At 71.8% G+C, this 24,916-nt stretch carries 24 protein-coding genes; 3 read left to right on the top strand and 21 right to left on the bottom strand.

The features are described 5' to 3' along the window. Window positions 1-32: 32 nt before the first annotated feature. The 13 genes from OHB44_RS05440 to OHB44_RS05380 form a co-directional block, all read right to left on the bottom strand. Window positions 33-1,364, bottom strand: coding sequence for an NAD(P)/FAD-dependent oxidoreductase (locus OHB44_RS05440; protein WP_238683171.1), 1,332 nt, complete (start codon window positions 1,362-1,364; stop codon window positions 33-35). A gap of 102 nt (window positions 1,365-1,466) precedes the next feature. Beyond that, window positions 1,467-2,027, bottom strand: coding sequence for a hypothetical protein (locus tag OHB44_RS05435; RefSeq protein WP_266303659.1), 561 nt, complete (start codon window positions 2,025-2,027; stop codon window positions 1,467-1,469). A 52-nt stretch (window positions 2,028-2,079) separates the two neighbouring features. Continuing rightward, complete coding sequence (locus OHB44_RS05430; RefSeq protein ID WP_266303660.1) at window positions 2,080-3,522, bottom strand: DUF58 domain-containing protein; 1,443 nt, start codon at window positions 3,520-3,522, stop codon at window positions 2,080-2,082. Then, window positions 3,522-4,529: an AAA family ATPase gene (locus tag OHB44_RS05425; protein WP_091394243.1), complete on the bottom strand. Its 1,008-nt coding sequence runs from the start codon at window positions 4,527-4,529 to the stop codon at window positions 3,522-3,524. Before OHB44_RS05425 ends, OHB44_RS05430 begins: the two co-directional genes overlap by 1 nt. Further along, a complete protein-coding gene (locus OHB44_RS05420; protein WP_238683168.1) occupies window positions 4,529-5,113 on the bottom strand; it encodes a hypothetical protein in 585 nt (194 codons plus the stop codon). The genes OHB44_RS05425 and OHB44_RS05420 overlap by 1 nt, the downstream gene beginning before the upstream one ends. Then, on the bottom strand, window positions 5,110-5,895 hold the full coding sequence (locus OHB44_RS05415) for a DUF4129 domain-containing protein (RefSeq protein ID WP_238683167.1): 786 nt from the start codon (window positions 5,893-5,895) through the stop codon (window positions 5,110-5,112). The genes OHB44_RS05420 and OHB44_RS05415 overlap by 4 nt, the downstream gene beginning before the upstream one ends. A gap of 22 nt (window positions 5,896-5,917) precedes the next feature. Next, window positions 5,918-6,631: a uracil-DNA glycosylase gene (locus OHB44_RS05410; RefSeq protein WP_323181873.1), complete on the bottom strand. Its 714-nt coding sequence runs from the start codon at window positions 6,629-6,631 to the stop codon at window positions 5,918-5,920. Window positions 6,632-6,650: 19 nt separating this feature from the next. Further along, window positions 6,651-7,337, bottom strand: a complete 687-nt coding sequence (locus OHB44_RS05405; protein ID WP_238683166.1) for a dienelactone hydrolase family protein — start codon at window positions 7,335-7,337, stop codon at window positions 6,651-6,653. 200 nt (window positions 7,338-7,537) lie between these two features. After that, entirely contained in the window at window positions 7,538-8,107 is a 570-nt protein-coding gene (locus OHB44_RS05400; protein WP_330439764.1) for an LppU/SCO3897 family protein, read from the bottom strand. A gap of 129 nt (window positions 8,108-8,236) precedes the next feature. Then, complete coding sequence (locus OHB44_RS05395; protein WP_238683164.1) at window positions 8,237-9,250, bottom strand: HAAS signaling domain-containing protein; 1,014 nt, start codon at window positions 9,248-9,250, stop codon at window positions 8,237-8,239. Then, the gene (locus tag OHB44_RS05390) at window positions 9,247-9,579 is read right to left on the bottom strand and encodes a PadR family transcriptional regulator (RefSeq protein ID WP_238683163.1); all 333 of its coding nucleotides are present in this window, start codon (window positions 9,577-9,579) and stop codon (window positions 9,247-9,249) included. The genes OHB44_RS05395 and OHB44_RS05390 overlap by 4 nt, the downstream gene beginning before the upstream one ends. 177 nt (window positions 9,580-9,756) lie before the next feature. Further along, window positions 9,757-10,686 (bottom strand): Ppx/GppA phosphatase family protein, encoded by a 930-nt coding sequence (locus tag OHB44_RS05385; protein ID WP_238683198.1) that lies wholly within the window; start codon window positions 10,684-10,686, stop codon window positions 9,757-9,759. 22 nt (window positions 10,687-10,708) lie between these two features. Next, window positions 10,709-11,749, bottom strand: a complete 1,041-nt coding sequence (locus OHB44_RS05380; RefSeq protein WP_330439763.1) for an ArsR/SmtB family transcription factor — start codon at window positions 11,747-11,749, stop codon at window positions 10,709-10,711. Between the two features lie 97 nt (window positions 11,750-11,846). Between OHB44_RS05380 and OHB44_RS05375 the strand changes: the two genes are divergently transcribed. Further along, the gene (locus tag OHB44_RS05375; RefSeq protein ID WP_330439762.1) at window positions 11,847-12,737 is read left to right on the top strand and encodes an alpha/beta hydrolase family esterase; all 891 of its coding nucleotides are present in this window, start codon (window positions 11,847-11,849) and stop codon (window positions 12,735-12,737) included. A 1-nt stretch (window position 12,738) separates the two neighbouring features. Here the strand turns inward: OHB44_RS05375 and OHB44_RS05370 are convergent, their stop codons facing one another. The 4 genes from OHB44_RS05370 to eno are packed head-to-tail and all read right to left on the bottom strand — an operon-like array spanning window position 12,739 to window position 15,818. After that, window positions 12,739-13,275 (bottom strand): amino-acid N-acetyltransferase, encoded by a 537-nt coding sequence (locus tag OHB44_RS05370; protein WP_238683160.1) that lies wholly within the window; start codon window positions 13,273-13,275, stop codon window positions 12,739-12,741. Further along, window positions 13,272-13,829 carry a DUF501 domain-containing protein gene (locus tag OHB44_RS05365; protein ID WP_091397196.1) on the bottom strand — a complete coding sequence of 186 codons (558 nt, stop codon included), beginning with the start codon at window positions 13,827-13,829 and terminating at the stop codon, window positions 13,272-13,274. The genes OHB44_RS05370 and OHB44_RS05365 overlap by 4 nt, the downstream gene beginning before the upstream one ends. Window positions 13,830-13,863: 34 nt before the next feature. Next, the gene (locus OHB44_RS05360) at window positions 13,864-14,502 is read right to left on the bottom strand and encodes an FtsB family cell division protein (RefSeq protein ID WP_238683159.1); all 639 of its coding nucleotides are present in this window, start codon (window positions 14,500-14,502) and stop codon (window positions 13,864-13,866) included. A 32-nt stretch (window positions 14,503-14,534) separates the two neighbouring features. After that, a complete protein-coding gene (gene eno, locus OHB44_RS05355) occupies window positions 14,535-15,818 on the bottom strand; it encodes a phosphopyruvate hydratase (protein ID WP_238683158.1) in 1,284 nt (427 codons plus the stop codon). A 213-nt stretch (window positions 15,819-16,031) separates the two neighbouring features. Between eno and OHB44_RS05350 the strand changes: the two genes are divergently transcribed. After that, entirely contained in the window at window positions 16,032-16,727 is a 696-nt protein-coding gene (locus OHB44_RS05350; protein WP_238683157.1) for a hypothetical protein, read from the top strand. Further along, entirely contained in the window at window positions 16,724-17,593 is an 870-nt protein-coding gene (gene nudC / locus OHB44_RS05345; RefSeq protein WP_330439761.1) for an NAD(+) diphosphatase, read from the top strand. The genes OHB44_RS05350 and nudC overlap by 4 nt, the downstream gene beginning before the upstream one ends. Window positions 17,594-17,618: 25 nt before the next feature. Here nudC and OHB44_RS05340 read toward each other — a convergent pair whose 3' ends face one another. The 4 genes from OHB44_RS05340 to mfd form a co-directional block, all read right to left on the bottom strand. Then, a complete protein-coding gene (locus OHB44_RS05340) occupies window positions 17,619-19,238 on the bottom strand; it encodes a DUF885 domain-containing protein (protein WP_330439760.1) in 1,620 nt (539 codons plus the stop codon). A gap of 107 nt (window positions 19,239-19,345) precedes the next feature. Further along, complete coding sequence (locus OHB44_RS05335) at window positions 19,346-20,338, bottom strand: nucleoside triphosphate pyrophosphohydrolase (RefSeq protein ID WP_330439759.1); 993 nt, start codon at window positions 20,336-20,338, stop codon at window positions 19,346-19,348. Window positions 20,339-20,340: 2 nt separating this feature from the next. Further along, window positions 20,341-21,093 (bottom strand): hypothetical protein, encoded by a 753-nt coding sequence (locus OHB44_RS05330; protein WP_330439758.1) that lies wholly within the window; start codon window positions 21,091-21,093, stop codon window positions 20,341-20,343. Between the two features lie 114 nt (window positions 21,094-21,207). Beyond that, window positions 21,208-24,840 carry a transcription-repair coupling factor gene (gene mfd, locus OHB44_RS05325; protein WP_330439757.1) on the bottom strand — a complete coding sequence of 1,211 codons (3,633 nt, stop codon included), beginning with the start codon at window positions 24,838-24,840 and terminating at the stop codon, window positions 21,208-21,210. Window positions 24,841-24,916: the final 76 nt, after the last annotated feature.

Below are 24,916 nucleotides of genomic sequence, written 5' to 3'. Positions count from 1 at the left end.
CGAGATCGACGGGGTTTGGCGTCGCTTCCTAGTCAGACGCGGGGCGCGCCGACCGGCTGGGAGGCCTCGACGAACTCCTCGCGCGGATCGTGCAGCTGACCCAGGGCGACCACCTCGCGCTTGAGGAAGAACGCCAACGACCAGTCCACCACCACGCGGACCTTGCGGTTGAACGACGGGATCCGGCTCATGTGGTACGTCCGGTGCATCACCCACGCCGGCCAACCGGTCATCTTGATCCCGTACACCTGGGCCACGCCCTTGTGCAGGCCGAGGCTCGCCACGCTGCCGACGTGCTTGTGCTTGTAGTTCACCGGCTCGCGGCCCCGGATCACGGCCGTGATGTTGTCGGCCATCCGGGCGGCCTGGCGCACCGCGTGCTGAGCGCTCGGCGAGCAGAAGTTGCCCGGCTCCTTGGTCAGGTCCGGCACGGCGGCGCAGTCGCCCGCGCTCCAGGCGCCCTCGAGCACCTGGTCACCGTCGACCACCTGGAGCGTGGGCAGGCAGGTGATCCGACGACGGTCGTCACGCGGGAAGTCGGTCGAGTCCAGCATCGGCGACGGCTTCACGCCAGCCGTCCAGACGATCGTGTCCGAGCGGAAGCTGTCACCGTCGGAGAGCTTGACCACCCCGTCGACGCAGGACTCGAGCCGGGTGTCCAGCCGGATGTCCATGTTGCGCTTCATCAGCTGCTGCACGGTGTAGGCGCCCATGTCCCGGTCGACCTCGGGCAGCACCCGCTGGGTGGCCTCGACCAGCACCCAACGGACCTCGTCCTGCTTGAGCTCCGGGTAGTAACGCAGGGCGTCGCGAGCCATGTCCTCCATCTCGGCGAGCGCCTCGATGCCGGCGTACCCACCGCCGACGAAGGTGAAGGTCAGCGCCGAACGGCGGACGTCCGGATCCGGCGTGGCGGCCGCCACGTCGAGCCGATCCAGCACGTGGTTGCGCAGGTAGATCGCCTCGCCGATGGTCTTGAACCCGATGCCCTGCTCGTGCAGACCAGGGATCGGCAGGGTGCGGGAGACCGAACCCGGGGCCACGATCACGTGGTCGTAGGTGATCTCCCGGGCCGGGCCGCTGATCGGCTGCACGGTGGCCACCTTGCGCTCGTGCTCGATCCGCGTGACCGTGCCGGCCACCATCTTGCACCGGCGCAACTCCCGCCGCAGCGGCACCACGGAGTGCCGCGGGGAGATGTTGCCCGCCGCCGCCTCCGGCAGGAACGGCTGATAGGTCATGTGGGGTTGGGGGTCAACCACCATGACCTCAGCCTCACGGGAGCTGAGCTTCTTCGACAGGCGCAGGGCCGCGTACAGACCGACGTGCCCGGCACCAACCACAAGGATCCGCTTCGGATTCACGTTGTCTATCTTTCCCCGGCCGGCTCAGGTAATCCCGCTCGCGGCCCCCATCTGTGACGGAGCACAACCCATGTGACCTGCGTAACCCTCAGGTCGCAGGGGTCACCGACGCCGCAGCAGCCAGCCCAGCAACACTGCCATCCCCACCGCCACCAGCAGCCCCAGCACTGTCACCCACTGGTATCCGGCACCCCCACCCGTCCCCGTCGCCTGCAACAACAGCACGCCGAGCACTGCGGAACCCAACAGCACGGCGGCCGACCGCACCAACCACCGGGTGATCAACTCGGGGTCCACCATCGCGTCATAGGGCAACAGCGCGGCCAGCGCGCAGAGGGTGTGACCCAGGTAGAGCAGGGCCGCGACGGCGAGCAGCCGCCAGAGGGCGACCGGACGGCCGTACCCGTCGGTGGCGAGCAGCCACCCGCCGACAGTTACCAACGCGGTGAAGGTCGTCCAGACCTTGCGCGGCCCGATTGCGGGCAACAGGGCGGCCACCGCCAGGAAGAAGATCGGCCGGCCGGACAGCACCTCCGCGGGGAACGCCAGGACGAACCCGGCAAACACGATGACGAAGATCCCGGCCCGGACCAGCAGCGGGGCCACGCTGACGCGAGCGACGGCGTACTGCGCCGCCCGAACCCGCTCCACCAGAGCGCTCACCGGGCCCGCCTTCCGTTCGCGACTGCGGGGCTCGCAAGCTCACTCCTCGCGCTCACCGGCCACCCACCCTTGGGGCCGTCGCCAACCGGGCCACGTCCCGCAACACCTGGTCCAGGCTGCCGGCACCCGCCCAGCGCACCACCGGCACGCCGTGCTCCCGGAGCTGCCCGATCATGATCTCCCGATCCAGGCGCCACAGCCGGTACGCCACCTCGGCCCAACCCCGGTCCTTCGGCGACGCCAGGTCGGTCGGCAGCGTGTCGACAGCCACCACGAACCGCCCACCGCGGGCCAACCGGGCGAGCATTTGCGCCGACCGTTCGTCCAGCAGCGGGGTGAGCACCACCACCAACGCGTCCGAGGAGAGCAACTGCGGGCCGAAGACCTGGTCGTACGGCTCGTGCGCGGACGCGTGGACCCGGACGTCGAGCAACCACTCCAGGACGGTCAGGTACTGCCGCCGTCCGGCGGCCGGCCGGAGCCGGCGGGCAGCCGGCCCGTACTCCAGCAGCGAGACCCGATCACCACGGTGCAGGTAGTGCTCGGCGATCGCGGCGGTGGCCCGGACGGTGGTGTCCAGCACCGAGGCGGCGCCGCCCACCCCACCGGAGCGGCCCGCCTCGGCGAGCACGTCGAGCAGCACCACCACCTCCGCGTCCCGGTCGGAAAGGGTGGCGGCCACGTGCAGCTGCCGGGCCCGCAACGAGACCCGCCAGTCGATCCGGCGCAGCCGGTCCCCGGGGGCGAAGACGCGTACGCCGGCAAGCTCGCCGCCCTCTCCGGGTCGACGGGAGTGGTGCGCCCCGACCAGGCCGGCGGCGCGGGGCATCGCCTCGACCGCCTCGAACGGCTCGGTACGGGGGTACACCCGCACCCGTACCGGCTCGGTGATCACCGCCCGGGAGACCAGCAGACCACCGGCAGTGGCGACTCGGGCACCGGCGGGGCCGACCGGGTGCCGGCCCCAGCGCACTGCCTTGCCGGCCAGCTCCAGGTCGACCGCGGCGCCGATCGGCACCGAGGTCACGAACGGCCGGTCCGCGACGGATCGACGCCGGCCGTTGCCCTGCGCCGTCGCACCGGTTTCCGGTGTGGCGCTCGGCTCCCCGGCGTCGACGGCCCCGTCACTGGCGAAGCCGGCCCGGACGATCCGCAGCCACGGCGACACGCGGGTACGCATCACCACCAGGTCGTAGTCGACAGTGTCCGGGTTGCCGACGCTCACCGCCGCCGCCACGTCGCCGCCCTCGACCAGCGGCCCACCGTCGCCCTGGGTGATCCACACCTGGGGCAGCGCCGTGGGCCGTCGACGCAGCGCGTACGCGGTGCCCAGGGCGAACGGGGCGGCGAGCACGATGAGGTCCACCCGGCCCAGCAGCACCCCGGCCACCAGCAGCAGGCCGGCGAGCAGCACCGCGCGGCCGAGCGCCGGGGTGGGCGCCCAGCCGGCGGCCGGTTCCGCTTCGGTGGCCGTCGGCACTGTCGGTCCGGTCATCAGTGCCGGGGCCCGCCGGCGGCATAGCTGGGCAGCGCGCCACTGGCCGGGGCGGGAGTCGCCTCCAGCACCTCGCCCACCACGAACGCCGGGTCGACCCGGCGCAACCACATCTCCGGGCGCAGGGTGATCCGGTGGGCCAGGGCGGGCGCCGCCACCGACTTGACGTCCTCCGGCACCACGTAGTCACGGCCGCCGAACACCGCGCGGACCCGGGCCAGCAGCAGCAGCGCCAGCGAACCACGAGGTGAGGCGCCGACCAGCACCGACGGGTGCTCCCGGGTGGCCGCGGTGAGCGACACGATGTAGCGGCCGATGGAGTCCTCCACCACCACGTCCTCCAGGGCGGCCTGCATGGCCCGCAGCGTCGCCGCGTCGACCACCGCCTTGATGTCCGCCTCCTCCCGGCGACGGCTCATCCGACGGCGCAGCACCTCCCACTCCTCTTCGTGCTGCGGGTAACCGAACGAGACCCGCAGCAGGAACCGGTCCAGCTGCGCCTCCGGCAGCGGGTAGGTGCCCTCGTACTCGATGGGGTTGGCGGTGGCCAGCACGTGGAACGGCTCGTCGAGCTTGTAGGTCACACCCTCGACCGAGACCTGCTTCTCCTGCATCGCCTCCAGCAGCGCGGACTGGGTCTTCGGCGGCGTGCGGTTGATCTCGTCGGCGAGGAGCAGGTTGGTGAAGACCGGGCCGGCCCGGAAGGTGAAGTCGCCGTTGCGCTGGTCGTAGAGGAAGGAACCGGTGACGTCGGCGGGGAGCAGGTCGGGGGTGAACTGCAACCGACGGAAGTCCAACCCGAGGGCCTGGGCGAACGAGCGGGCGGTGAGTGTCTTACCGAGCCCTGGCAGGTCCTCCAGGAGCACGTGCCCGCCCGCGAGGATGCCGGCGAGGACCAGCTCCAACGCGTCCCGTTTGCCGACCACGACGGTGCCGACCGCGTCCAGGACCGCCCGAGCCAGGTGCCCGACCTCGGCGGGGGCAATGCTCCGGTCCACGTCGTTCATCAAATACTCTCCAGTTCGGCGACGATCACCGCGAGGTCGCGCGGCGACGGGGTGCGGCGAGGCGGGGTCTCCAGGAACGTCCACAGGCGGTCACCCAGCAGGACGCGAGCGCGGGCGGGATCCGACTCACGGGTGACGCCGTGTTTGAGCCGCATCCGCTCGTCGGCCAGTTCACCGATCCGGGGCAGAACCACCTCGGTGAAACGTTCGGGTCTGTTCGAGGACCAGTCCAGGGGCCGTTCCCACTGGTTGATCGCGCCACGCAGCGCGTCCCTGGCGTCCCAGTTGTAGCTGCCGTCCTCTTCGCCCGCGCCGGCCTGGCGAGCCGGCGGTTGCGGGGGTGGCGGCGCCAGCAGGGCGGTGACCCGGCGGACCGCCAGCACGGCGAGCACCCCGGCGATCAGTACGGGCAGCGAGACCTGGAGGCCCACCGCGCGGAGGCCGACCAGCAGGACCGCTACCACCGCGGCGGCCCACGCGAGCGAGCGCAGCACCGGACGCCATCGGGACGGGCGTGCCTGCGGACCGGCCGGTGCGGCCTCCTCCTCGAATGCGAGCAGATCGTCGATGCTGGTGCTGCTCATGAGGTCACCGCCGCGGTGAGCTCTCCGCGCAGTCGGCCGAGCGCGGCGCGGGCCTGGTCCCGGGTGCGTTCGCCGACCGGGTGGGTGGCGTACCGGGCCTCCCGGTAGACGTGCGCGAACTCGGCGAGCACGTCGGTGCTGGCGATGGCCGGCACGCCCGCGGCCGGGTCACCCTGCAACAGCCGGCTGACCAGGTCGGTGGGGGTGTCTCCGGCGAGCCTCGGCACACCGGCGGCGGCGGCGGTCTCCTCCAGGCGCACCCAGCAGGCGATCACCGCCACCCGGGGGTCGGTGTCCTGGTCGTCGAGTTCCTCCAGGCCGGCGTCGAGGGCGGCTACCACCTCGCGGGCGGTGCCCTCGGCGGTACGGCGGGCCCGCTGCGCGGGTAGTGCCCGGGTGGTACGACGCAGCGCGCCCCGGATCAGGACCCAGCTGAGGTAGCCGAGCGCGGCGAGGATGGCCAGCCCGAGCAGGACCACCGCCACAGTGCCGACCCACTGCGGGATGTGCGCCTGGGTGGCCTCGCCGGCGTCGCGGGGCTCGATCGGGATGGACGGCGATGGCTCAACCGTCGGGTACTCGGGAACCCAGGGAACGTTGTCCGCGGCCGGCGGGATGCGACTGGCCCCGATCGACGAGTGAGCGGACGCCAGCGCGGCGCCGGCGAGCAGGGCGGCGACCGCGCCGACCGGCCACCACCGGTGGAGCAGGCCGAGCGCCGGCCGCAGCGCACCCGGCTCGGCGGACGGTACCGGTGTGGGCGGGCGTGTTCCGTCTGTCATCGCCACCACCCCACGCGTCGTCTCAGTCCACTCCGGCCAGCTGCTTAGCCTGGCCGAAGACGTCGTCCAACATCCCTGGTGTCAACCGCCCGGTGAAGGTGTTCTGCTGACTGACGTGGTAGCAGCCGAGCAAGTCCGGGGCGTTCGTGCCGGACCAGTGTGCCCCATGACCGAACGCCGGTCGCGGGCTGGGCGGGCGCTGCCCGTACACCGCCTGGAGCACCGGCCACCACGCGGCCCAGGCGAACGCGCCCAGCGCGACCACGACCCGCAGCGTGGGCCGGATCAACGTGACCTCGCGGTGCAGCCAGGGTGCGCAGGTGTCCCGTTCCACCGGGGTCGGCTTGTTGTCCGGAGGCGCACACCGGACGGCCGAGAAGATTCGCAGGTCGCGCACCGTGAGCCCGTCGTCGGCGGCGACGCTGGTCGGCTGGTTGGCAAGCCCGGCCCGGTGCAGCGCCGCGAACAGCACGTCACCCGACCGGTCACCGGTGAAGATCCGGCCGGTGCGGTTGCCACCGTGCGCGGCGGGCGCCAGCCCGAGGATGGCGATGCGGGCGTCACCGGTGCCGAGGCCCGGCACCGGTCGACCCCAGTAGTCCTGGTCGCGGAAGGCCGCCCGACGGGTGCGGGCGACCTCCTCCCGCCATTGGACCAGCCGCGGGCAGGCGAAACAGTCGCTCACCGCAGCGTCGAGGTCGGCCAGGTCGGTCGCCCGCGCTGCGCGGGCGACCACCTGTGCGGGGGTACGCGTCTCAGCCAAGCTTGGCCCGGAAGAGTTCCAGGGTGCGGGCCCAGGCGCTGGAGGCGGCGCGCTGGTCGAACGCCTCCGGCCGGTCGTCGTTGAAGAAGGCGTGCGAGGTGCCCGGGTAGTCGTAGAGGTGGCAGTCGCCGCCGGCCTCCTCGATGCCCCGCCGGGCGGTCTGTACGCCGTCGGTGGCCGAGGTGCCGTCCTCTTCGGAGCAGTGGATGACCGCTGCCTTGCCGGCGTAGTCGGCCCAGTCGGGGCGCATCGACTCCCAGGGCAGCACGGGATAGAAGCCAGCGGTCGCGACGATCCGCTCGGAGATGGTGGCCGACCAGAGGGCCAGGCTGCCACCGGCGCAGAAGCCCACGGCACCGACCTTACCGGTGACCTCGGGCCGCCCGGCGAGATAGTCGGCGGCGCCGGCGATGTCCTTCGCCGCCTCGTCCATCCGCATCGCCAGCAGGAGCCGCTGCGCCTCGTCCGGCTCGCTGGTCGTCTCACCGTGGTAGAAGTCCGGGGCGAGGGCGACGAAACCGGCCTCGGCGAACCGGTCCGCCACCGACCGGATGTGCGGGACCAGGCCCCACCATTCCTGAATGACGATGACGGCGGGGCTGGCCGTGCCGCTGGCGGGTATCGCGAGATACCCCTCGCTCGTGCCCCCGTTGCTGCGGTAGCTCACCATTTCGCCCATGGGCCGTCCTCCTAGCGGTCAGTCATCGTTGGCTGGTCGCCCAGTGGTCCTACGTGCCGGTAGCCTGCCACGCCACGCGGCCGTCGGGAAGACGCCGGAACAGTGGCATTCACCTCCTGTTCGCCCCCCGGTGACTCCGGGTACGCCGACGGCGGCGGGGTCTGCTCCCGCCGCCGTCTTTGTCGAGCTAACCGCTGTGGTCAGACCTTCTTGGTCAGGCAGAGCACGTAGCCCGTCTTGCCTGGCTTGATGCTGGAGTAGATGTACCCCTCCTGGCCTTCCTTGAAGAACTGGGTGCAGGTGGTGTCGGCCTTGGCCTGCGCCTCGCTCTGGCCGTCCACTCGACCGACCACGCTGTACGCCGCGTCGGTGGAGGTGCACTCGACGACCTTGGCGCCGTCGACCTCCTCCTGCTCGGTGCCGGTGACCTCGGGCAGTTCGGCGATGCAGTCGCCGGTCTTGGCGGCTGCGGTTTCGTCCTTGTTGAAGTAGTTGCCGATCGCCGAGGCGACGCCGAACTTCAGGCCGGCGATGACGACGACGACGAGGATCGCACCGACGATGCCGATGGCCTTCTTCGCACCGGACTTCTCCGCCTTCGGCTCGGTGGCCGGCTGCGGCTCAGTGGCCGGCTGCGGCTCGGTGGCCGGCTGCGGCTCGGTGGCCGGCTGCGGCTGCGTGGCAGGCTGCGGCTCGGCCGCCGGCGACTCGACGGCCGGCTCAGGGGTTGCGGCGTCGGGCGCGGGGGGCGGTGCGACCTGCTCTGGCACGGGGGTTCCTTCCGAGGGGTTGATGAGCAGACGACACCGTAACGATCATTGATTTCCGGTGTCGTCCCGCTCGCCTCGTCCGTTCAGCTAATTCCCAGTTTCACCCGCATGATCCAGTTCACACCTCGGTCAGCTCGTCGGGGTGGGGGTTGGTGTGCCGCTCGGCGTCGCGGTCGGGCTTGCCGTGGGCTGGCCGGTGGCCGTCGGGGTCGGCGTTGCGGTCGGGTCGAGTGTGCTGCTCGGGTCCGGCGTGGCTGTGGGCGACGACGCCGGAAGGAGAGGCGCACCCGGACCGCGAGGCCCGAAGGGAGCCTGCTCGGGGCAGTACGGGTACGGCCGCAGCAACGGCTGGCCATAAACGTCGAGCGGGCTCGGGCAGTCCGGGTGGTAGCCGAGCCGGATCGGATTGCCGTTCTGATCGAAGAGCCGGGCGTTCTCCACCAGCCGACCCTCGCCGTCGTAGACGAAGACGTCCCGGATGTGGCCGTACTGGCTGTCAACCGAAGTCTGGTCGTAGTAGTAGTCGTTGTCGCGCGCGTTCTCCGCGTCGACCAGCCCGGCGAGCGCGAAGACCACCAGCACCGCGCTGGCGACCTGAACGGCCGAGCGCGGCCAACGGGTCAGCTGGGCCGAACGGCGACCGATCCAGATGGAGGCGAGCACGAAGCCGATCAGCATGATCAGGCCGGCGAGTAGCTCGCCGCCGAACCGGGGCAGCAGCCCGAAGTCGCCACCGGTGCTGATCACCGTGACCAGCATCGCCGCCAGATAGCCGCGCAGCACCCACCAGGCCGGGCGCAGCAGCCGGAGGAAGTCGCTGGCCGTCTCGTACCCCAGGGGTGGGCCGAGACGGGTGTCCATGGTGCGCAGCCGGCCGCGGACCCGGGCCATCGCGCTCGCCACCCGCTGGTCGAGGTTGCGCCCGCTGCCCGGCGCGGCGCCGGCTGCGGCGCGCAGCTCGGCGGCGTACGTCTCGGGCTCGCCCAACCGCTCGACCAGGGTGCCCTCGGCCTCGGCGGCTACCTCGGTGAGGTGGTCGGCGAGATCCTCGGTCAACTCGTCGCGTTGCCCGGGGGGCAGGTCGGCCAGAGCGGCCCGGACCCGCGCCACATAGTCGGTGATCTCCTGCTCCGCGACGGTCATGCCGCCATCCCCCGATCGTCGAGCAGACTGTCCATTGTGGTGGCGAACGAGCGCCAGAGCTTGCCGGAGCGGGTCAGCTGGTCGCGCCCCGCGACGTTGAGTGAGTAGTACTTGCGGTGCGGCCCGGATTCGCTCGGCACGACGTAGGTGGTGAGCAGGCCGGCGGCGAAGAGGCGGCGCAGCGTCCCGTAGACAGAGGCGTCACCGACCTCCTCCAGGCCGGCCTCGCGCAGCCGGCGCAGAATGTCGTAACCGTAACCGTCCTCCTCTCGGAGCACGGCCAGGACGGCCAGATCAAGCACGCCCTTCAACAACTGTGTGGTGTCCACGCATTACACACTAGTGTGTAATGCGAAGTAGCGTCAACGAAACGGCCGCGACACGCCCGGCGCGCGGCGCGCGTGATGGTGATCGACTCGGCTTTCAGGAAGTCGGGGCATCCACGCTGCCCGCACACCGCGACGCCGATGAAGGCGCGTTGATCAAGATCGCTGGCGCGCGGTGGCTTACTGGACGCTCCAGGCGATGCCGTCGAGGATGTCGTGCTCCGAGGCGACCACCGACGGCATCCCGGCCCGCTCCATGATCACGCGAAGCACCAGGGCGCCCGCGCCGATCACGTCGGCGCGGCCCGGGTGCATCACCGGGTTCGCCAACCGCTGCGCACGGGTCTGACCCAGCAGCTCCGCTGTCACCCGGGCGACCTCCTCGTACGACACCCGGGCGTGGTGGATGCGCTCCGGGTCGTACTCCCGCAGGCCCTGGGCGAGCGCGACCACTGTGGTGACCGACCCGGCGAGGCCGACCAGGGTGGCCGCCTCGCGACCGGGAACCACGGCGAGCGCCCGGTCCACCACAGCGGCGATGTCGGCCTGCGCCGCCGCGACCTGCTCGGGCGTCGGCGGGTCACCGGGCAGGTGCCGCTCGGTCATCCGGACGCAGCCGATGTCCACCGAGATCGCCGACCGCACCCCGGCGGCCCGGTCACCGACCACGAACTCGGTGGAGCCACCACCGATGTCGACGACCAGGAACGGCTCCTTCGCGTCGGCGGGCAGCCCGCGCACCGCGCCGGTGAACGACAGCCGGGCCTCCTCGTCGCCGCTGACCACCTCGGGCGCGACACCGAGGGTGGCCCGCACCATCTCGGTGAAGTCGGCGGCGTTCGCCGCATCGCGGGAGGCCGAGGTGGCACACATCCGCACCCGCCGCGCGCCCAGCTTCTCGATGTCGGCGGCGTACGACGCCAACGCCACCCTGGTCCGCTCGATCGCCTCCGGCGCCAGTCGGCCGGTGCGATCCACGCCCTGCCCCAACCGGACGATCTCCATCCGCCGGGTCAGGTCGACCAGCGGCGCCTGCGGCCCGGCCGAGGCGTCGGGCAGGTCGGCGACCAGCAGTCGGATCGAGTTGGTCCCGCAGTCGATGGCCGCCACACGCGTCGTCACGGCAGCAACCTTACGGCAGCACGGGCGGCCACCCGGCGGCTTGGTTGGCAGTGGGCCACGACTCGCCCAGGTCGCCCGACGGGCCCCGCAACAACGCCACACCGAGCGAGGTCAGGTGATGTCGCACGGCCCCGCCCTCCCGCTCACTGGTCACCAGACCGGCGGTCCGCAGCGCGCGGGCATGTTCCGAGGCCGAGGAGAGACTGATCCCGACCGCCCGGGACAACACTGTGGTGGTCAACCCCCCGTCGGTCGCCAGTCGGCGCAGCACCAGCGCCCGGGTGACGCCGAGCAGCCGACCGAGGGCACCGTCGTCGGCGGGAGCCCCGCGCACCGGCATGACCACCGGGTAGACGAGCAGGATCGGGTAACCCTGCTCGACGAGCACCCGGGGCCGCGGCCCGGCCAACGGGGAGGGCAGCAGGATGATCCCGTGGCCGGTGCCGGGAAGGTCGCCGTCCCACCACGTCCGTACCTCCAGCACCGGCTCCCGCCACCGGATGCTCGGGTGCAGACCGGCGAAGAGGCTGGCCAGGCCATGCTGCGCCAGCCGCTGGCTGGCAGACGCCACCTGCTGACGGTACGCGGACACCAGCTCGGCCCAGTGCGGTTCGAGCACCGCGTCGAACCAGGTCCGCACGGCCCCGCCGAACAGGTCGAGCACCTCCGGATCGGCCGCCGCGAACCGCCGCCGCAGCGGGCTGACCGACGTGTCTGAGTACGCCAGGGTGACCTCGGCGCGGACCCGCCGCGCCGGGGTGGCCCGGATCGCCTCAAGCCCGGCCTCCACCGACTCCAGGCCGTCGAAGGGAGTGACGAAATCCGGCAGACGTCCCCGGTCGGGCAGCAGATGCCGCAGGACCGCGGTGGCGGCCTGGGCGGCAGCCGTGCCCTCGGCCGCCGCCACCCGCTCGGCCAGGGTCGGCGCCATCGCCGCGACAGTGGGATCGCGCAGCCACTGACCAGCCAGCAGCGCGATCCCGACCGGATGCAGCCGATCGGCGAACCGCACCCGGCACAGGTCGGCCGACCCGAGCTGGAGGCGAAGCATGGCACCAGCCTGCCTGCCTTCGCCCAGGACCGAAAGGGTTGCTCCGCGGCTGAATGATCTCCAGTGTGGACAGCGGGGTCGACGGGGGGTGGCCGGCGTGCGGCGAACGGTGGCGGTGTTAACGGGGCTCTGCCTCATGGTCGTCGCGGCAGCTTGTGATGAGCGGGGGCAACCCTCGTCGGCCCCACCAGCCTCACCGTCCGCGTCGAGCGAACGACCGGCGGCCGGCGACCACCAGCTCACCCTGCACCACAACGGACTCGACCGCACCTACCTGCTGCACGCGCCACCGGGGTACGACCCGGGCAGGCCCTCCGCGCTGGTCATCGCGCTGCACTTCTATCCCGGCCTCGGATCCTCGATGCGGGAGTTGGCGGGCCTCGACGCCAAGGCCGACAAGGACAACGTGCTGGTCGCCTACCCCAACGGGCAGGGCGGCGGCTTCAACGCGCTGATCTGTTGCGGCAGCGAGGACGACGTCGGCTTCCTCAACGCCCTCACCGACCATCTGGTGCAGACCTGGCACGCCGACCCGAACCAGGTGTTCCTCACCGGCATCTCGAACGGCGGCGACATGAGCTTCCGGGCCGCGGTGGAGAGCACCGGCAAGTACGCCGCTATCGGAGTGGTCAGCGGTGGTTACAGCGGAAACTTGACCACCGCCGACAGTTACGTGCCGAAGAGCCCCGTCTCCGTGATCACCTTCATCGGCGGCCAGGACCGCTACGCCTCGACCTTCCAGGCCGGCATGCGGACCTGGCAGCAGCGGCTCAGTTGTCGGCCGAGCCCGAAGGCGTCCGGGGTGCCGGGGGTGACGCACACGGTGGCGGGCTGCGCGGACGGCAGCGAGGTCAGCGTCTACACGATCGCCGACATGGGCCACAGTTGGCCGGGAGCGACAACGGGCCAACTCGCCGCATCCTCCGCGGGGCTGTCCGCCACCGACCTGATGTGGGAGTTCTTCGCCGCCCACCCCCGCAAGGCCTGACCTACAGGCGCAGCAGCATCCGGGTGTTGCCCAGCGTGTTCGGCTTGACCCGCTCCAGGTCCAGGAACTCCGCGACACCCTCGTCGTACGAGCGCAGCAGTTGCTCGTAGACCGGCTGCGGCACCGGAGCGCCGTCGATCTCGCGGAAACCGAACGCGTCGAAGAACCGCGTCTCGAAGGTGAGCACGAAGATCCGTGCCACCCCCAACTCCCGGGCCGCGTCGATCAGCTCACCGACCAGCCGGTGACCGATGCGCCGGCCCCGGCAGGACGGGTCCACCGCCACCGTACGGATCTCGGCCAGGTCCTCCCACATGACGTGCAGCGCGCCGCAGCCCACCACGACGTCGTCCTCGGCCCGGACCGCGACCCGGAACTCCTGCACCTGCTCGAAGAGGGTGACTGTCGCCTTGCTCAGCAGCCGCCGGTCGTTGGTGTAGGTGTCGACGAGTCGTCGGATGCCCCGCACGTCCCCGGTGCGGGCCCGCCGCACGAGGATCTGACTCTCGGGTGCCTCGGACCCGGCCTGCCTGCTCATTCGGCCGCCGGCACGTCCACGCACGGCCCCGCCGACCACCAGGGCTCGACCAGGCCCAACGTCTCGTCGCCGAACGGGTTCACCCCGGGGCCGGCGCCCAGCGCGTGACCCAGGTGCACGTGCAGGCACTTCACCCGACCCGGCATCCCGCCGGCCGAGATGCCGGCGATCTCGGGCACCTCACCGATCGCCTCCCGGCGGGTGAGGTAGTCCTCGTGCGCGGCACGGTAATGGGCGGCCAACTCCGGATCCGTCGTCAGCCGGTCCGCCATCTCCTTCATCAGCCCCGCCGACTCCAGCCGGCTGCACGCCGCCGTGGCCCGGGGGCAGGTCAGGTAGTAGAGCGTCGGGAACGGGGTGCCGTCGGCGAGGCGGGGAGTCGTCTCCACCACGTCGGGAAGGCCACACGGGCACCGGTGGGCCACCGCCCGGGTGCCCCGAGGCGTCCGGCCGAGCTGCGCGGCCACCGCGGCCAGGTCGGCCTCGGTGGCCGGCTCGCGCTGCGGCAGGGGAACGGAATCCGCCGCCGGCTCCGACGGTGGTACGACAGTCACGGTGCCCATCTCTCCTGGTGTGCTGGTCGGTGGATCACTGGCCCGGCTGCTGGCTGTCCGCAGCCCGCACGCTCGACCAGAGCGTGTCGTACCAGGTCGACGGTCCGGCTGGCGGGGCCGAAGCGGCCGACTTCCCGGCGTCCCGGGCGGCGCCCTCCGGGTCGTGCAGCACCACCATCATCTTCTCGCCCGGCTCGCCCATGAAGAACCGCTCCCGAGCCTGCGTCTTGATGTACTCGTCGTCTTTCCAGTTCGCGGCCTTGGCGGCGAGCTTGGCGATCTCCCGCTCCTGCACCGCCTGGGCCGCCTCCATCCGCTCGATGTCGGCCTGCTGATCCAGGTAGACCCGGACTGGATAGGTGTAGGCCAGAGCGAGCGCGATCAGCACCGCGAACAGCACTGTGGCCCGGCCGGTGAAGCGACGGGGGTGGGGTGCGGCGAGCCGCTTCACGACACCAGCGGCAGCGGTACGCCGAGCTGCGGCGGGACGATTCGCGGAGCGCACGCCTTCCGCGCCCCGGGCAGCACCCGGTGCGCGACCGGCGGCGCGCGGCTCGGCGCGTACGCCCGCCTCGCGGACCGATCCCCGCGTGGCGCGCCCACCGCCCGGCCGACCGGACTGACCCGGCCGGCGGGCGGGACGCTGACCACCCGGTGTGCGGCGCTGCTGCATCGTCACACCCCTCCCCCGAGGCTTCGTGCGTCTCAGGCCGAACGGTAGCGCGGGAACGCGCCAGCGCCGGCGTAGCGCGCCGCGTCGGCCAGCTCCTCCTCGATCCGGAGCAGCTGGTTGTACTTGGCGACACGGTCCGAGCGGGCCGGGGCACCGGTCTTGATCTGGCCGCAGCCGGTGGCCACCGCCAGGTCGGCGATGGTGGTGTCCTCGGTCTCGCCGGAGCGGTGGCTCATCATGCACTTGAAGCCGGCCCGGTGGGCCAGGTCCACCGCGTCCAGGGTCTCGGTCAGCGAGCCGATCTGGTTGACCTTGACGAGAACCGCGTTCGCCGACTTCTCCGCGATGCCGCGGGCGATGCGCTGCGGGTTGGTCACGAACAGGTCGTCACCGACGATCTGCACCCGGTCGCCGATCGAGGCGGTCAGCGTCTGCCAGCCGCTCCAGTCGTCCTCGGCCAGCGGGTCCTCGATCGACACGATCGGGTACTCGTCGGCCAGCTTCGTGTAGTAGGTGCTCATGTCCTCGGCGGACTTCGCGGCACCCTCGAACGTGTAGGTGCCGTTGTCGAAGAACTCGGTGGCCGCCACGTCGAGCGCGAACACGATGTCGGTGCCGAGCCGGTAACCGGCCTTCTCGACAGCCTCGGCGATCAGGTCCAGAGCCGCCGCGTTCGTCGGCAGGTTCGGCGCGAAGCCACCCTCGTCGCCGAGCCCGGTGGAGAGGCCCTTCTTCTTCAGCACCGACTTCAGCGCGTGGTAGACCTCCGCGCCCGAGCGCAGCGCCTCACGGAAGGTGGGCGCGCCGATCGGCGCGATCATGAACTCCTGGATGTCGACGTTCGAGTCGGCGTGCGCGCCACCGTTGAGGATGTTCATCATCGGCACGGGCAGGAGGTGCGCGTTCGGGCCGCCCAGGTAGCGGAAGAGGCTCAGCTCGGCGCTGCCGGCAGCGGCCTTCGCCACCGCCAGGGAGACCCCGAGGATGGCGTTCGCGCCCAGCTCCGACTTGCTCTCCGTGCCGTCGATGTCGAGCATCTTCTGGTCGATCAGCCGCTGCTCGCTGGCCTCGTACCCGATGATCTGGTCGACGATCTTGTCTTCGACGTTGGAGACCGCCTTCTCCACGCCCTTGCCCTGGTAGCGGTCGGCGTCACCGTCGCGCAGCTCGATCGCCTCGAAGGCGCCGGTGGAGGCGCCGGAGGGCACGGCGGCGCGGGCTACCGTGCCGTCGTCCAGACCGACCTCGACCTCGACCGTCGGGTTGCCCCGCGAGTCGAGAATCTCCCGGGCGACGATTCCCTCGATGGTTGCCACTAAGTCGCTCCTCGTTGTTGTGATCCGGTCCGTGGGTGGGCCGCGACGGTGCGGCTGAGGCAGGTGTTGAACGCAGCGTATCGGGCGACGCGAACGGGCACGGCGTCGCCCGCGCACCCGGGTCACCCCGCGTTGACGGACATTCCCGGATTTCCGGGCGTCAACCGGCAACGGGTTTGCGCTGCGCGGACCAGATCCACCAGGCTGGTCGCCATGCCCGCCGCCTCGACCACCCTCCGCATGCTCGCCGTGTCGGTCATCGCGTCGCTCACGGTCACCGGCTGTCAGACATTCGAGGACGCCGGAGTCGCCATGGGCCGCTCGGAACTCGTCAACGACCTCGCCGCCCGGCTCGATCGGGCACTGGAGTTGACCTACTCGGCCGACTACCAGTTGCCCGGCGGCCAACGCGCCGCGATCGTGCAGGCGCAGGACCCGGCGCGATCCACGTACACCTACCCGGGCGGGCAACTCACCGTCACCCCGGAGGCCATCACCCGGTGCACGACGACCGCCGCGCGCCCGCAGTGCACGCTGATCACCCCGCCCACCCCGGGCAGCAAGCCCACGGTGACGCTGTTCGGCGAGGCCAACCAGCAGGGCCTCGTCACGCCGCCAGTAGTGGTCGGGCTGCTCACCGCCGCAGCGCTCGACCCACAGGCGGTGATCAAGCAGAGTGACACCACAGTCGCCGGGCGCCACGCCGCCTGCGTCGTGGTGGAGAGCTCGTCGTCCGGCGACTTCACCGCCTGCGTGACCACCGAGGGCGTGCTCGGCAGCTTCACCGGGCCGGTCGACGGCAAGCCGATGGAGTTGGCGCTGAGCAACTACTCCGCGACCGTCGACGAGGGCGCGTTCGAACCGCCCGCCGGCGCCGCCGTCGTCGACCGCCGCCCCGGCGGCTCGTGACCGACCCACCGGTCGAGCCCCCAACCGTCGCGCCGCCCGGCGGGTTCCTGCCGGGAGCCGACCGGAGCCGGCCTCCCGGCCCCAGCGACCTGGCCCTGCCGGTGACCGGCGCGAAGCTGCTGACCGGCGTCGACGGCCATCCCCTCCGCGTCGCCGATCTGCCCGTCGACACCGACTGGGTGCCGCTGGGCACGCTCGACGGAGTGCCCGCCTGGGGCGCCGACCTGACCACCACCGCCAACGACCTTCCCGGCCGGGCGCGCGGCTGGGCGTCCCTCGCCGCCGAGGTGCCGGAGCCGCACGCCACGCTCGCCAGCCGGGCGCTGGCGGTGCTGACCTGGCGGCGTACCCACCGGTGGTGCGGCGCCTGCCGAGCGGAGCTGACCGACCGACCCGGCGAGACCGCCCGACAGTGCCCCGACTGCGCGCTGTACGTGCCGATGCAGCTCTCCGCCGCCGTACTGGTGGCGATCACCCGGCCCGGTCCGCCCGGGCACGTCGACGAGCTGCTGCTGGTCCAGCACGCCACCGGTCCGACCGGGCTGTGGGCGCTGGTGGCCGGCTTTGTCGAGGCCGGCGAGACGCTTGAGGCGGCGGTACACCGGGAGGTCGGTGAGGAGGTCGGGCTGCCCGTCGACCGGCTGGCCTACTTCGGCAGCCAACCCTGGGCGATCTCCGGCCCGGGCGTGCTGCTCGCCGGCTTCACCGCCCGTGCCGCCGACTCCGAGGCCGAACCGGTGGTCGACGGGCGGGAGCTGACCAGGGCTCAGTGGTTCGGCCTGGACGCGCTGCCGGCGCAACTGCCGCCCGCGTACTCCATCTCGCGCTGGCTCATCGACGCGACGGTGACCGCCGCGCGGCGCTGAGACCCGCGCGGCCCGGCGTTTCTGCTCAGAGACCGAGCAGGGTGCGGAGGTGGCGCGGGGGCGGGCAGTCGTGGGCGAGCATCGCGTCGTGCCAGTCGCGGACCGACACCCCGGCCGGACGGGCGGCGGCGATCTCGGCCACCTCGCTGTACCCGACGAAGTAGGTGGAGAGCTGGGTGGAGGTCAGTTGCGCGCGCCGCCACTTGCCGGCCGCCTCGCCCTCCTCCTGGAAGCCGCGCCCGGTCATCAACGCCATCGCCTCGGCCTCGGGCAGGTCCTCGGCGTGCACCAACTGGTCGAGCAGCGCGTTGATGGTCATCCGCAGTTGCATCTTGAGCTGCTGCAGCCGCACCGGCAGACCGCCGAAGCCGAGCCCCGTCATCACCTCCTCCGCGTAGACCGCCCAGCCCTCGATGAACGGGCCGGACTCGGCCAACGCGCGGACCCGCGTCCCACCGACGTAGCGGCGGGCGTGGGCGAGCTGAAGGAAGTGCCCCGGCATCGCCTCGTGCACCGTCAGGTTGCGGATCATATGAGCGTTGTATTCGCGGTAGAAGGAGTCAACCCGCTGCGCCGGCCAGTCCGACGGGGTGGGCGCGATGCAGTAGAAGGTCGGCAGGGCGGCGGTCTCCAGCGGGCCGGGGGCGTCGCAGTACGCCACAGCGACCCCCCTGGCGAACTCCGGCATCTCCTGGATCACGCACCGGTCGTCCACCAGTGTGACCAGGTCGTGTGCGCGGACGAAGTCGGTCGCCTCGTCCAGTGTCACCCCGGCCAGCTCGACGATCGTCGCGTCGTTCGGGTGCTCGGCGGCGAGCAGGTCCAACGCCCGACGTACCGTCGCGTCGTCGGCCGGACCACCGACCAGCTCGACGGCGGCCTCGCGGATCTCCGCGGTGACCCGGTCCAGGTTGGCCCAGGCGCGACGCTGGATTTCGGCGGCGCCCAACTCGGTGTCGAGGGTGTGCCAGAGCCGGGCCTCCCAGCGGCGCCGGCCCAGTCGCGGGTCACGGCCGGGGCCGGCGTCGGCGGCCAGGCCGGCGCGCAGCCAGGCCACGAACTCGTCCAGCGCGGCGATCGCGGCGGTAGCCGCCGGCTCGACCCGGTCGAGGTGGCTCGGGGCCTGGGCGAGCAACGCCGGAAGCTCGTCGCGGATCAGCGCGGCCGTGCCGGTGAACTGCCCGACCGCCGTCTCCGCGTGGACGCGCGGCATGTCCCGCAGCGTCGCGCGGGCGGTGGCGAGGGCGTCCGGTACGGCGGCGAGCCGGCCGGCGAGTTGGGTCAGCCGCACGTCCACGGGGGCGTACGGGCGGGCCAGCAGCGGGTGCAGCAGCGGGCCGGGGTTGTGCCGCAGCGGATCCCACTCGTGCGAGCGGATCTCGGTCAACTCGAACAGCTCCCGGTCCACGAATGCGCTGAGCAGCGCGTGGTCCACCTGCTCGTCGACGTCGAGCGAGTCCGGGTCCAGTTCGGACAGTGCGTTGGCAGCGTCGGAGAGCATCGCCCGATCGGCGGTCAACCCGTCGGCGGACAGGTCCGGCAGCCTGTCGTCGAAGCGGTGGTCACCGGCGGCGGTGGCAACCCCCGGCCGCGACTCCAGTAAAGCCTCGACAACCCGCTCAGCCAGCACCCCAAACGCTTCCACCGCACCACCCTACCGACCGCTGTGCGCTCCGCCCCCGGTTTCACCCACCCCGTCGATCATGAAGTTATTGCCATCCACCTCGGCGTGTCGGAGCAATAACTTCATGATCACCGCGGGCTGGTGGGTGGGGGTGGGGGTTCGGCCTTGCGGATGGCTTCGGCGTGGGCGAGGGTGGTGCGGCGGAGGGCTGCTTCGGGGTCTATGCCCGCCTCGCGGGCCGCAGCGACCCTGGCCAGCAGGTCGACGCCCAGTCTTGCCTCGGCATCCGCCTGGGTGTCGGTCGGTGGGAGCGGGACGTCGATGCCTCTGCGGGCGGCGCGGTCCAGGATCTGCGTTGCCAGGGCCAGCGCGGGCTGACTCATTGCCACACCGTCCAACGCCGAGTGCCGTGCCTTCTCCGCGCGCTTGATCCGCTCCCAGTTCTCGGTGATCTCCTCCAGGGTGCCCGCCTCGGCACCGGCGAAGACGTGCGGATTACGCCGGATCATCTTGTCGACCAGACCACCGGCCACGTCGTCGATGGTCCACCGCTCATCCTCGGGCAACTCCTCGGCGAGCCGCGCGTGCAGCACCACCTGCAACAACACGTCGCCCAACTCCTCGCGCAGCGCGTCGGTGTCGTCGGCGCTGATGGCGTCGTACGCCTCGTAGCTCTCCTCCAGCAGGTAACCGGCGAGGCTGCGGTGCGTCTGCGCCCGCTTCCACGGGTCGCCACCCGGAGAGGCCAGCCGATCCAGCACGGCCACCGCGTCGAGCAGTCGGGCACCCGGCGGATCCCACGAGCCGTACATCAGCTCCATCTCGGCCAACCCCGGCTGCCGGGCCAGCCGCAGACCCAACTCCCGGGCCAGCGCCTCGTCACCCGCCGGGCCGGCCAGCCACACCACTGTGCCGTGCGTCGCCACCGCGTCCAGCAACGGCTGCGTCGCCGGGCCGTCCACCACAGTGACCTCGGCGCCCGCCTGGCGCACGGCAGTGGTCAACTCGCTGTCCGCGCCGGTCAACACCGGGTGCTGGCGTACGACGTCCCAGGCCGCGGCCGTCAACAGGCCGGCGGGCAACCGAGGTGAGGTGACCAGGAGGACGATCCGTGCCGTCATGCTCAGCTGGCCGTGCCCTCGGCCTCCGGCGTCCCGGTCGGCCCCTCCGGGGTGGAGATGTCGGTGACCGCGTCGGAGCCCGGCTCACCCAACGGCACGCTCACCGCGGGTGCGTCATCGCTGAAGCTGAGCAGCGGGAAATCGAGCGGACGGTACCGAGGGCTGACGGTGACGTCGTAACGACCGACCGCCTCGGCCAGGATCCGCTTGGTCGCCAGCGCGCCGCGTAGCTGCTCGCCGTCGAGCTGCTGGGCGGCGGCCTCGTCGGTCACGTCGGCGGGGATCTTGCCGGCCGCACGCCCGGCGGCGATCACGTCGGCGAGCTCCTCCTTGGTCGGCTCGATCGGCTCGGCCGGCAACCCGGACAGGCAGGTGAAGAACTTCGCCACCTCCCGCACGTGCCCCGTCTCCGGGTCGAGGCTGAGCTGCTGGGCGGCCTGCTCGACAGTCACCTGGCCGCGCGGCTGGTAGTTCTTCTCGGCGGAGAGCTTCTCGCACACCTTGGTCAGCACCATGGCCCGAACCACGTCGGCCACCTTGGGCAGGGTCGGTTGCGGCGCCCCGGGCTGCCCACTGGCGGAGGATTCCGGCGCCGGGTTCTTCGTCCGCAGGTCCTTCATCGCGGCGGTGACCTGAACGTCGGTGATGCGCTGGTCACCGATGTAAGCGGCGATACCAGGCTCAGCACGGCAACCGGAGAGGGCGACGAGGCCGAGCGCCACAGTGGCGACGGCGGCAAGACGGCGAGCACGCATAGCCGCCACTCTCTCACGCCGTCACCCGGGGTTGTGACACCCCCCACCTTCGCTCATCCCACGACCAGGGACGGCGTCGACGCGACCGTCCCTGGTCCAGAGCACACAGCCGGCTCAGGCGTTCGCGGCGACGGCGAGCGGGGCGGGGGCACCGAGCACATCGGAGAGCAGTTGCGCGCACCACTGGAGCAGCGCCTGGTCACGCAGCGGCTCGCCACCGATCCGACGGGTGGTCGGTCGGGGCACGCTGACCTGGTCGGTGGCCTGCTTGTAGACGGCATCCGGGTGGTAGCGCTTGAGCCGCATCTGCTTGGAGTCCGGCAACGGCAGCGGGCCGAACCGTACGTGCTTGCCCTGCATGGACACGTCGGACAGGCCGTAGCGGCGGGCCAGCAGACGGAACCTGGCCACCTCCACCAGGTTCTGCACCGGGGCCGGCGGCTCGCCGTACCGGTCGGTCATCTCGGCGATCACCTCGCCCAGCCGCTCCTCGTCGCGCACCTCGGCGAGCTTGCGGTACATCTCCAGTCGCAGCCGCTCCACGCTCACGTAGTCGTGTGGCAGGTGCGCGTCGACCGGCAGATCGATCTTGACATCGGTCTCCTCCTCCGGCCGCTCACCCTTGAACGCGGAGACCGCCTCGCCGACCATCCGCACGTACAGGTCGAAGCCGACGCCCTCGATGTGCCCGGACTGCTCGCCACCGAGCAGGTTGCCGGCGCCCCGGATCTCCAGGTCCTTCATCGCCACGTACATGCCGGCGCCCAACTCGGTGTGCTGGGCGATGGTCGCCAACCGCTCGTGGGCGTGCTCGGTGAGCGGCTTCTCCGGCGGGTAGAGGAAGTAGGCGTACGCCCGCTCCCGGCCCCGGCCGACCCGGCCCCGGATCTGGTGCAGCTGGGCCAGGCCCAGCAGGTCGGCCCGCTCCACGATCAGCGTGTTGGCGTTCGGGATGTCGATGCCCGACTCGACGATCGTGGTGCAGACCAGGACGTCGAACTCCTTCTCCCAGAAGCCGACCATGACCTTCTCCAGGGCGTCCTCGCCCATCTGGCCGTGCGCCACCGCGACCCGCGCCTCGGGCACCAGCTCCCGCAGTCGCCGTGCCGCCCGGTCGATCGACTCGACCCGGTTGTGCAGGTAGAAGACCTGCCCGTCGCGGAGCAGCTCACGGTGGATGGAAGCGGCCACCTGCCGGTCGTCCTGCGCGCCGACGAAGGTGAGCACCGGGTGCCGCTCCTCCGGCGGGGTGGCGATGGTGGACATCTCCCGGATGCCGGTGATCGCCATCTCCAGGGTGCGCGGGATCGGAGTGGCCGACATGCTGAGCACGTCGACCGACGCGCGCAGCGTCTTCAGGTGCTCCTTGTGCTCGACACCGAAGCGCTGCTCCTCGTCGACGATCACCAGACCAAGCTGCTTGAAGCGGGTCGCCGTCTGCAACAGCCGGTGCGTACCGATGACGATGTCGACGGTGCCGTCGGCGACCATCTCCAGCGTCCGCTCGGTCTCCTTCGGCGTCTGGAACCGGGACAGCTGCCGGATCTGGACCGGGAACTGGCTCATCCGCTCGGCGAACGTGTTGTAGTGCTGCTGAACCAGCAGGGTGGTCGGCACCAGCACCGCCACCTGCTTACCGTCCTGCACCGCCTTGAACGCCGCCCGGACCGCGATCTCGGTCTTGCCGTAGCCGACATCACCGCAGATCAGCCGGTCCATCGGGACGGTCTGCTCCATGTCCCGCTTGACCTCGTCGATCGCGGCGAGCTGGTCCGGCGTCTCCTGCCAGGGGAAGGCGTCCTCCAGCTCGCGCTGCCACGGCGTGTCCGGGCCGAACGAGTGCCCCTTGGACGCCTTGCGGGCGGCGTAGAGCTGGATGAGCTGCGCGGCGATCTCCCGGACCGCCTTGCGGGCCCGGGCCTTTGACTTCTGCCAGTCCGAGCCGCCCATCTTGTGCAGGGTCGGCTGCTCGCCGCCCACGTAGCGGGAGAGCTGGTCGAGCTGGTCGGTCGGGACGAACAACCGGTCGCCGGGTTGGCCCCGCTTGCTGGCCGCGTACTCGATGACCAGGTATTCCCGGCTGGCGCCGTTGACGGTGCGCTGCACCAGCTCGACGTAGCGGCCGATGCCGTGCTGCTCGTGCACCACGTGGTCGCCGGTCTTCAACTCCAGCGGGTCGATGGTGTTGCGCCGACGGCTCGGCATCTTGCGCATGTCCCGCGTCGAGGTGCCCCGACCGCCTGTCACGTCATTGCCGGTGAGCAGCACGAAGCGGGACGCCTCGTCGACGAACCCGCTGCTCAGCGCACCGCAGGTGACCACCAGTTCGCCGGGGACGGGCGCGGTCGGCACCTCCTCGGCCAACCGGGCACCCAGGCCGGCGTCGCGCAGCACCTCCACCGCCCGCTGGGCGGGGCCGTGCCCCTCGAAGACCAACGCGATCGACCAACCCTCGCCGGCCCAGCGCTTGAGGTCCTCGACGACCCGCGAGGTCTCGCCGTGATAGAGCGGCGCCGGTTGGGCGGCCAGGGTGACCGCGATGGCGTCGTCCGGGGTCACCGCGGCCTGCTCGGGAGCGTCCTCCCAGGGCTGCCGAGTCTCGGCGGTCTCCCCCTCGACCAACCCGAACGGGGACAGCGTCCACCACGGCTGGCCGAGCCTGCCCGCGGCGGCGCGTACCTCGCCGAGGGTGCGGAAGGCGGCGGCGCCGACGTCCACCGGGGCCTGGCCGCCGACCGCGGCGGCGGCCCAGCTGGCCTGCAAGAACTCCTCCGACGTACGCACCAGGTCGTGCGCCCGCGTGCGGATCCGCTCCGGGTCGCAGAGCAGGACGTGGGTGCCGGCCGGCATGGCGTCCAGCAGCAGCTCCAGTGAGTCGGGGCCGACCAGCACCGGGGCGAGGGACTCCATCCCCTCCACCGGGATGCCCTCGGCCAGCTTGTCGAGGATCTCGGCCAGCTCGGGGTGCTGCTCGGCGAGCGCGGCGGCCCGGTCGCGAACCGCCGGGGTGAGCAGCAGCTCGCGGCAGGGCGGCGCCCAGAGCAGCGGAACCTGCTCGATGGTCCGCTGGTCGGCGACGGCGAAGGTGCGGATCTCCTCCACCTCGTCGCCCCAGAACTCGACCCGGGACGGGTGCTCGTCGGTGGGCGGGAAGACGTCCAGGATGCCGCCGCGCACCGCGAACTCACCGCGCTTGGTGACCAGGTCGACCCGGGCGTACGCCATGTCGGTCAACCGGCGGGCGACCTCTTCCAGGTCGGCCTCCTCGCCGGCGGCGAGCTGCACCGGCTCCAGATCGCCGAGCCCCTTCAGCTGCGGCTGGAGCAGCGAACGGACCGGCGCGACTACCACTCGCAGTGGCCCGGTGCCGCCGTGCGCGTCGGTCGCCTCCGGGTGCGCCAGCCGGCGCAGCACGGCCAGCCGCCTTCCGACAGTGTCGGAGCGCGGGGACAGCCGCTCGTGCGGCAGCGTCTCCCAGGAGGGGAAGACCACTACCTGCTCGGCCGGCAGCAACCCGCCCAGCGCGGCGGCCAGGTCGTCGGCCTCCCGGGTGGTGGCGGTCACCGCCAGCACCGGTCGCCCGGCGCCGTCGTTGTCCGCGGCGACCGCCGCGACGGCGAACGGGCGCAGCGCCGCCGGGGCGGTGATGTCGAGCCCGTCGACCTGGGCGGCACCGGAGCGCGCCAGGTCACGCGCCCGGGTCAGCCCGGGGTCGGACAGGGCGGCGGTGAACAGACCGGTGAGCAAGGGAATCCTTCCCGGGGAGTCGACGCACACGACGGCGGCCCCTCGTCCAGCCGGACGGGGGGGCACGACGACAAGC

The organism is Micromonospora sp. NBC_00821 (assembly GCF_036347035.1).
GTDB lineage: Bacteria > Actinomycetota > Actinomycetes > Mycobacteriales > Micromonosporaceae > Micromonospora > Micromonospora hortensis.
The sequence above is the reverse complement of the archived record's forward strand: the minus strand, read 5'-3'. Positions and strand labels throughout refer to the sequence as shown.

What these genes read in the sequence shown, in the direction of transcription:
- OHB44_RS05430 (WP_266303660.1), bottom strand. Translation starts at nt 3,522, where the DNA reads ATGACCGGACCGACAGTGCCGACGGCCACCGAAGCGGAACCGGCCGCC.
- OHB44_RS05425 (WP_091394243.1), bottom strand. Translation starts at nt 4,529, where the DNA reads ATGAACGACGTGGACCGGAGCATTGCCCCCGCCGAGGTCGGGCACCTG.
- OHB44_RS05420 (WP_238683168.1), bottom strand. Translation starts at nt 5,113, where the DNA reads ATGAGCAGCACCAGCATCGACGATCTGCTCGCATTCGAGGAGGAGGCC.
- OHB44_RS05415 (WP_238683167.1), bottom strand. Translation starts at nt 5,895, where the DNA reads ATGACAGACGGAACACGCCCGCCCACACCGGTACCGTCCGCCGAGCCG.
- OHB44_RS05405 (WP_238683166.1), bottom strand. Translation starts at nt 7,337, where the DNA reads ATGGGCGAAATGGTGAGCTACCGCAGCAACGGGGGCACGAGCGAGGGG.
- OHB44_RS05395 (WP_238683164.1), bottom strand. Translation starts at nt 9,250, where the DNA reads ATGACCGTCGCGGAGCAGGAGATCACCGACTATGTGGCGCGGGTCCGG.
- OHB44_RS05380 (WP_330439763.1), bottom strand. Translation starts at nt 11,749, where the DNA reads ATGCTTCGCCTCCAGCTCGGGTCGGCCGACCTGTGCCGGGTGCGGTTC.
- OHB44_RS05370 (WP_238683160.1), bottom strand. Translation starts at nt 13,275, where the DNA reads ATGAGCAGGCAGGCCGGGTCCGAGGCACCCGAGAGTCAGATCCTCGTG.
- OHB44_RS05360 (WP_238683159.1), bottom strand. Translation starts at nt 14,502, where the DNA reads ATGCAGCAGCGCCGCACACCGGGTGGTCAGCGTCCCGCCCGCCGGCCG.
- OHB44_RS05350 (WP_238683157.1), top strand. Translation starts at nt 16,032, where the DNA reads ATGCCCGCCGCCTCGACCACCCTCCGCATGCTCGCCGTGTCGGTCATC.
- OHB44_RS05335 (WP_330439759.1), bottom strand. Translation starts at nt 20,338, where the DNA reads ATGACGGCACGGATCGTCCTCCTGGTCACCTCACCTCGGTTGCCCGCC.
- OHB44_RS05330 (WP_330439758.1), bottom strand. Translation starts at nt 21,093, where the DNA reads ATGCGTGCTCGCCGTCTTGCCGCCGTCGCCACTGTGGCGCTCGGCCTC.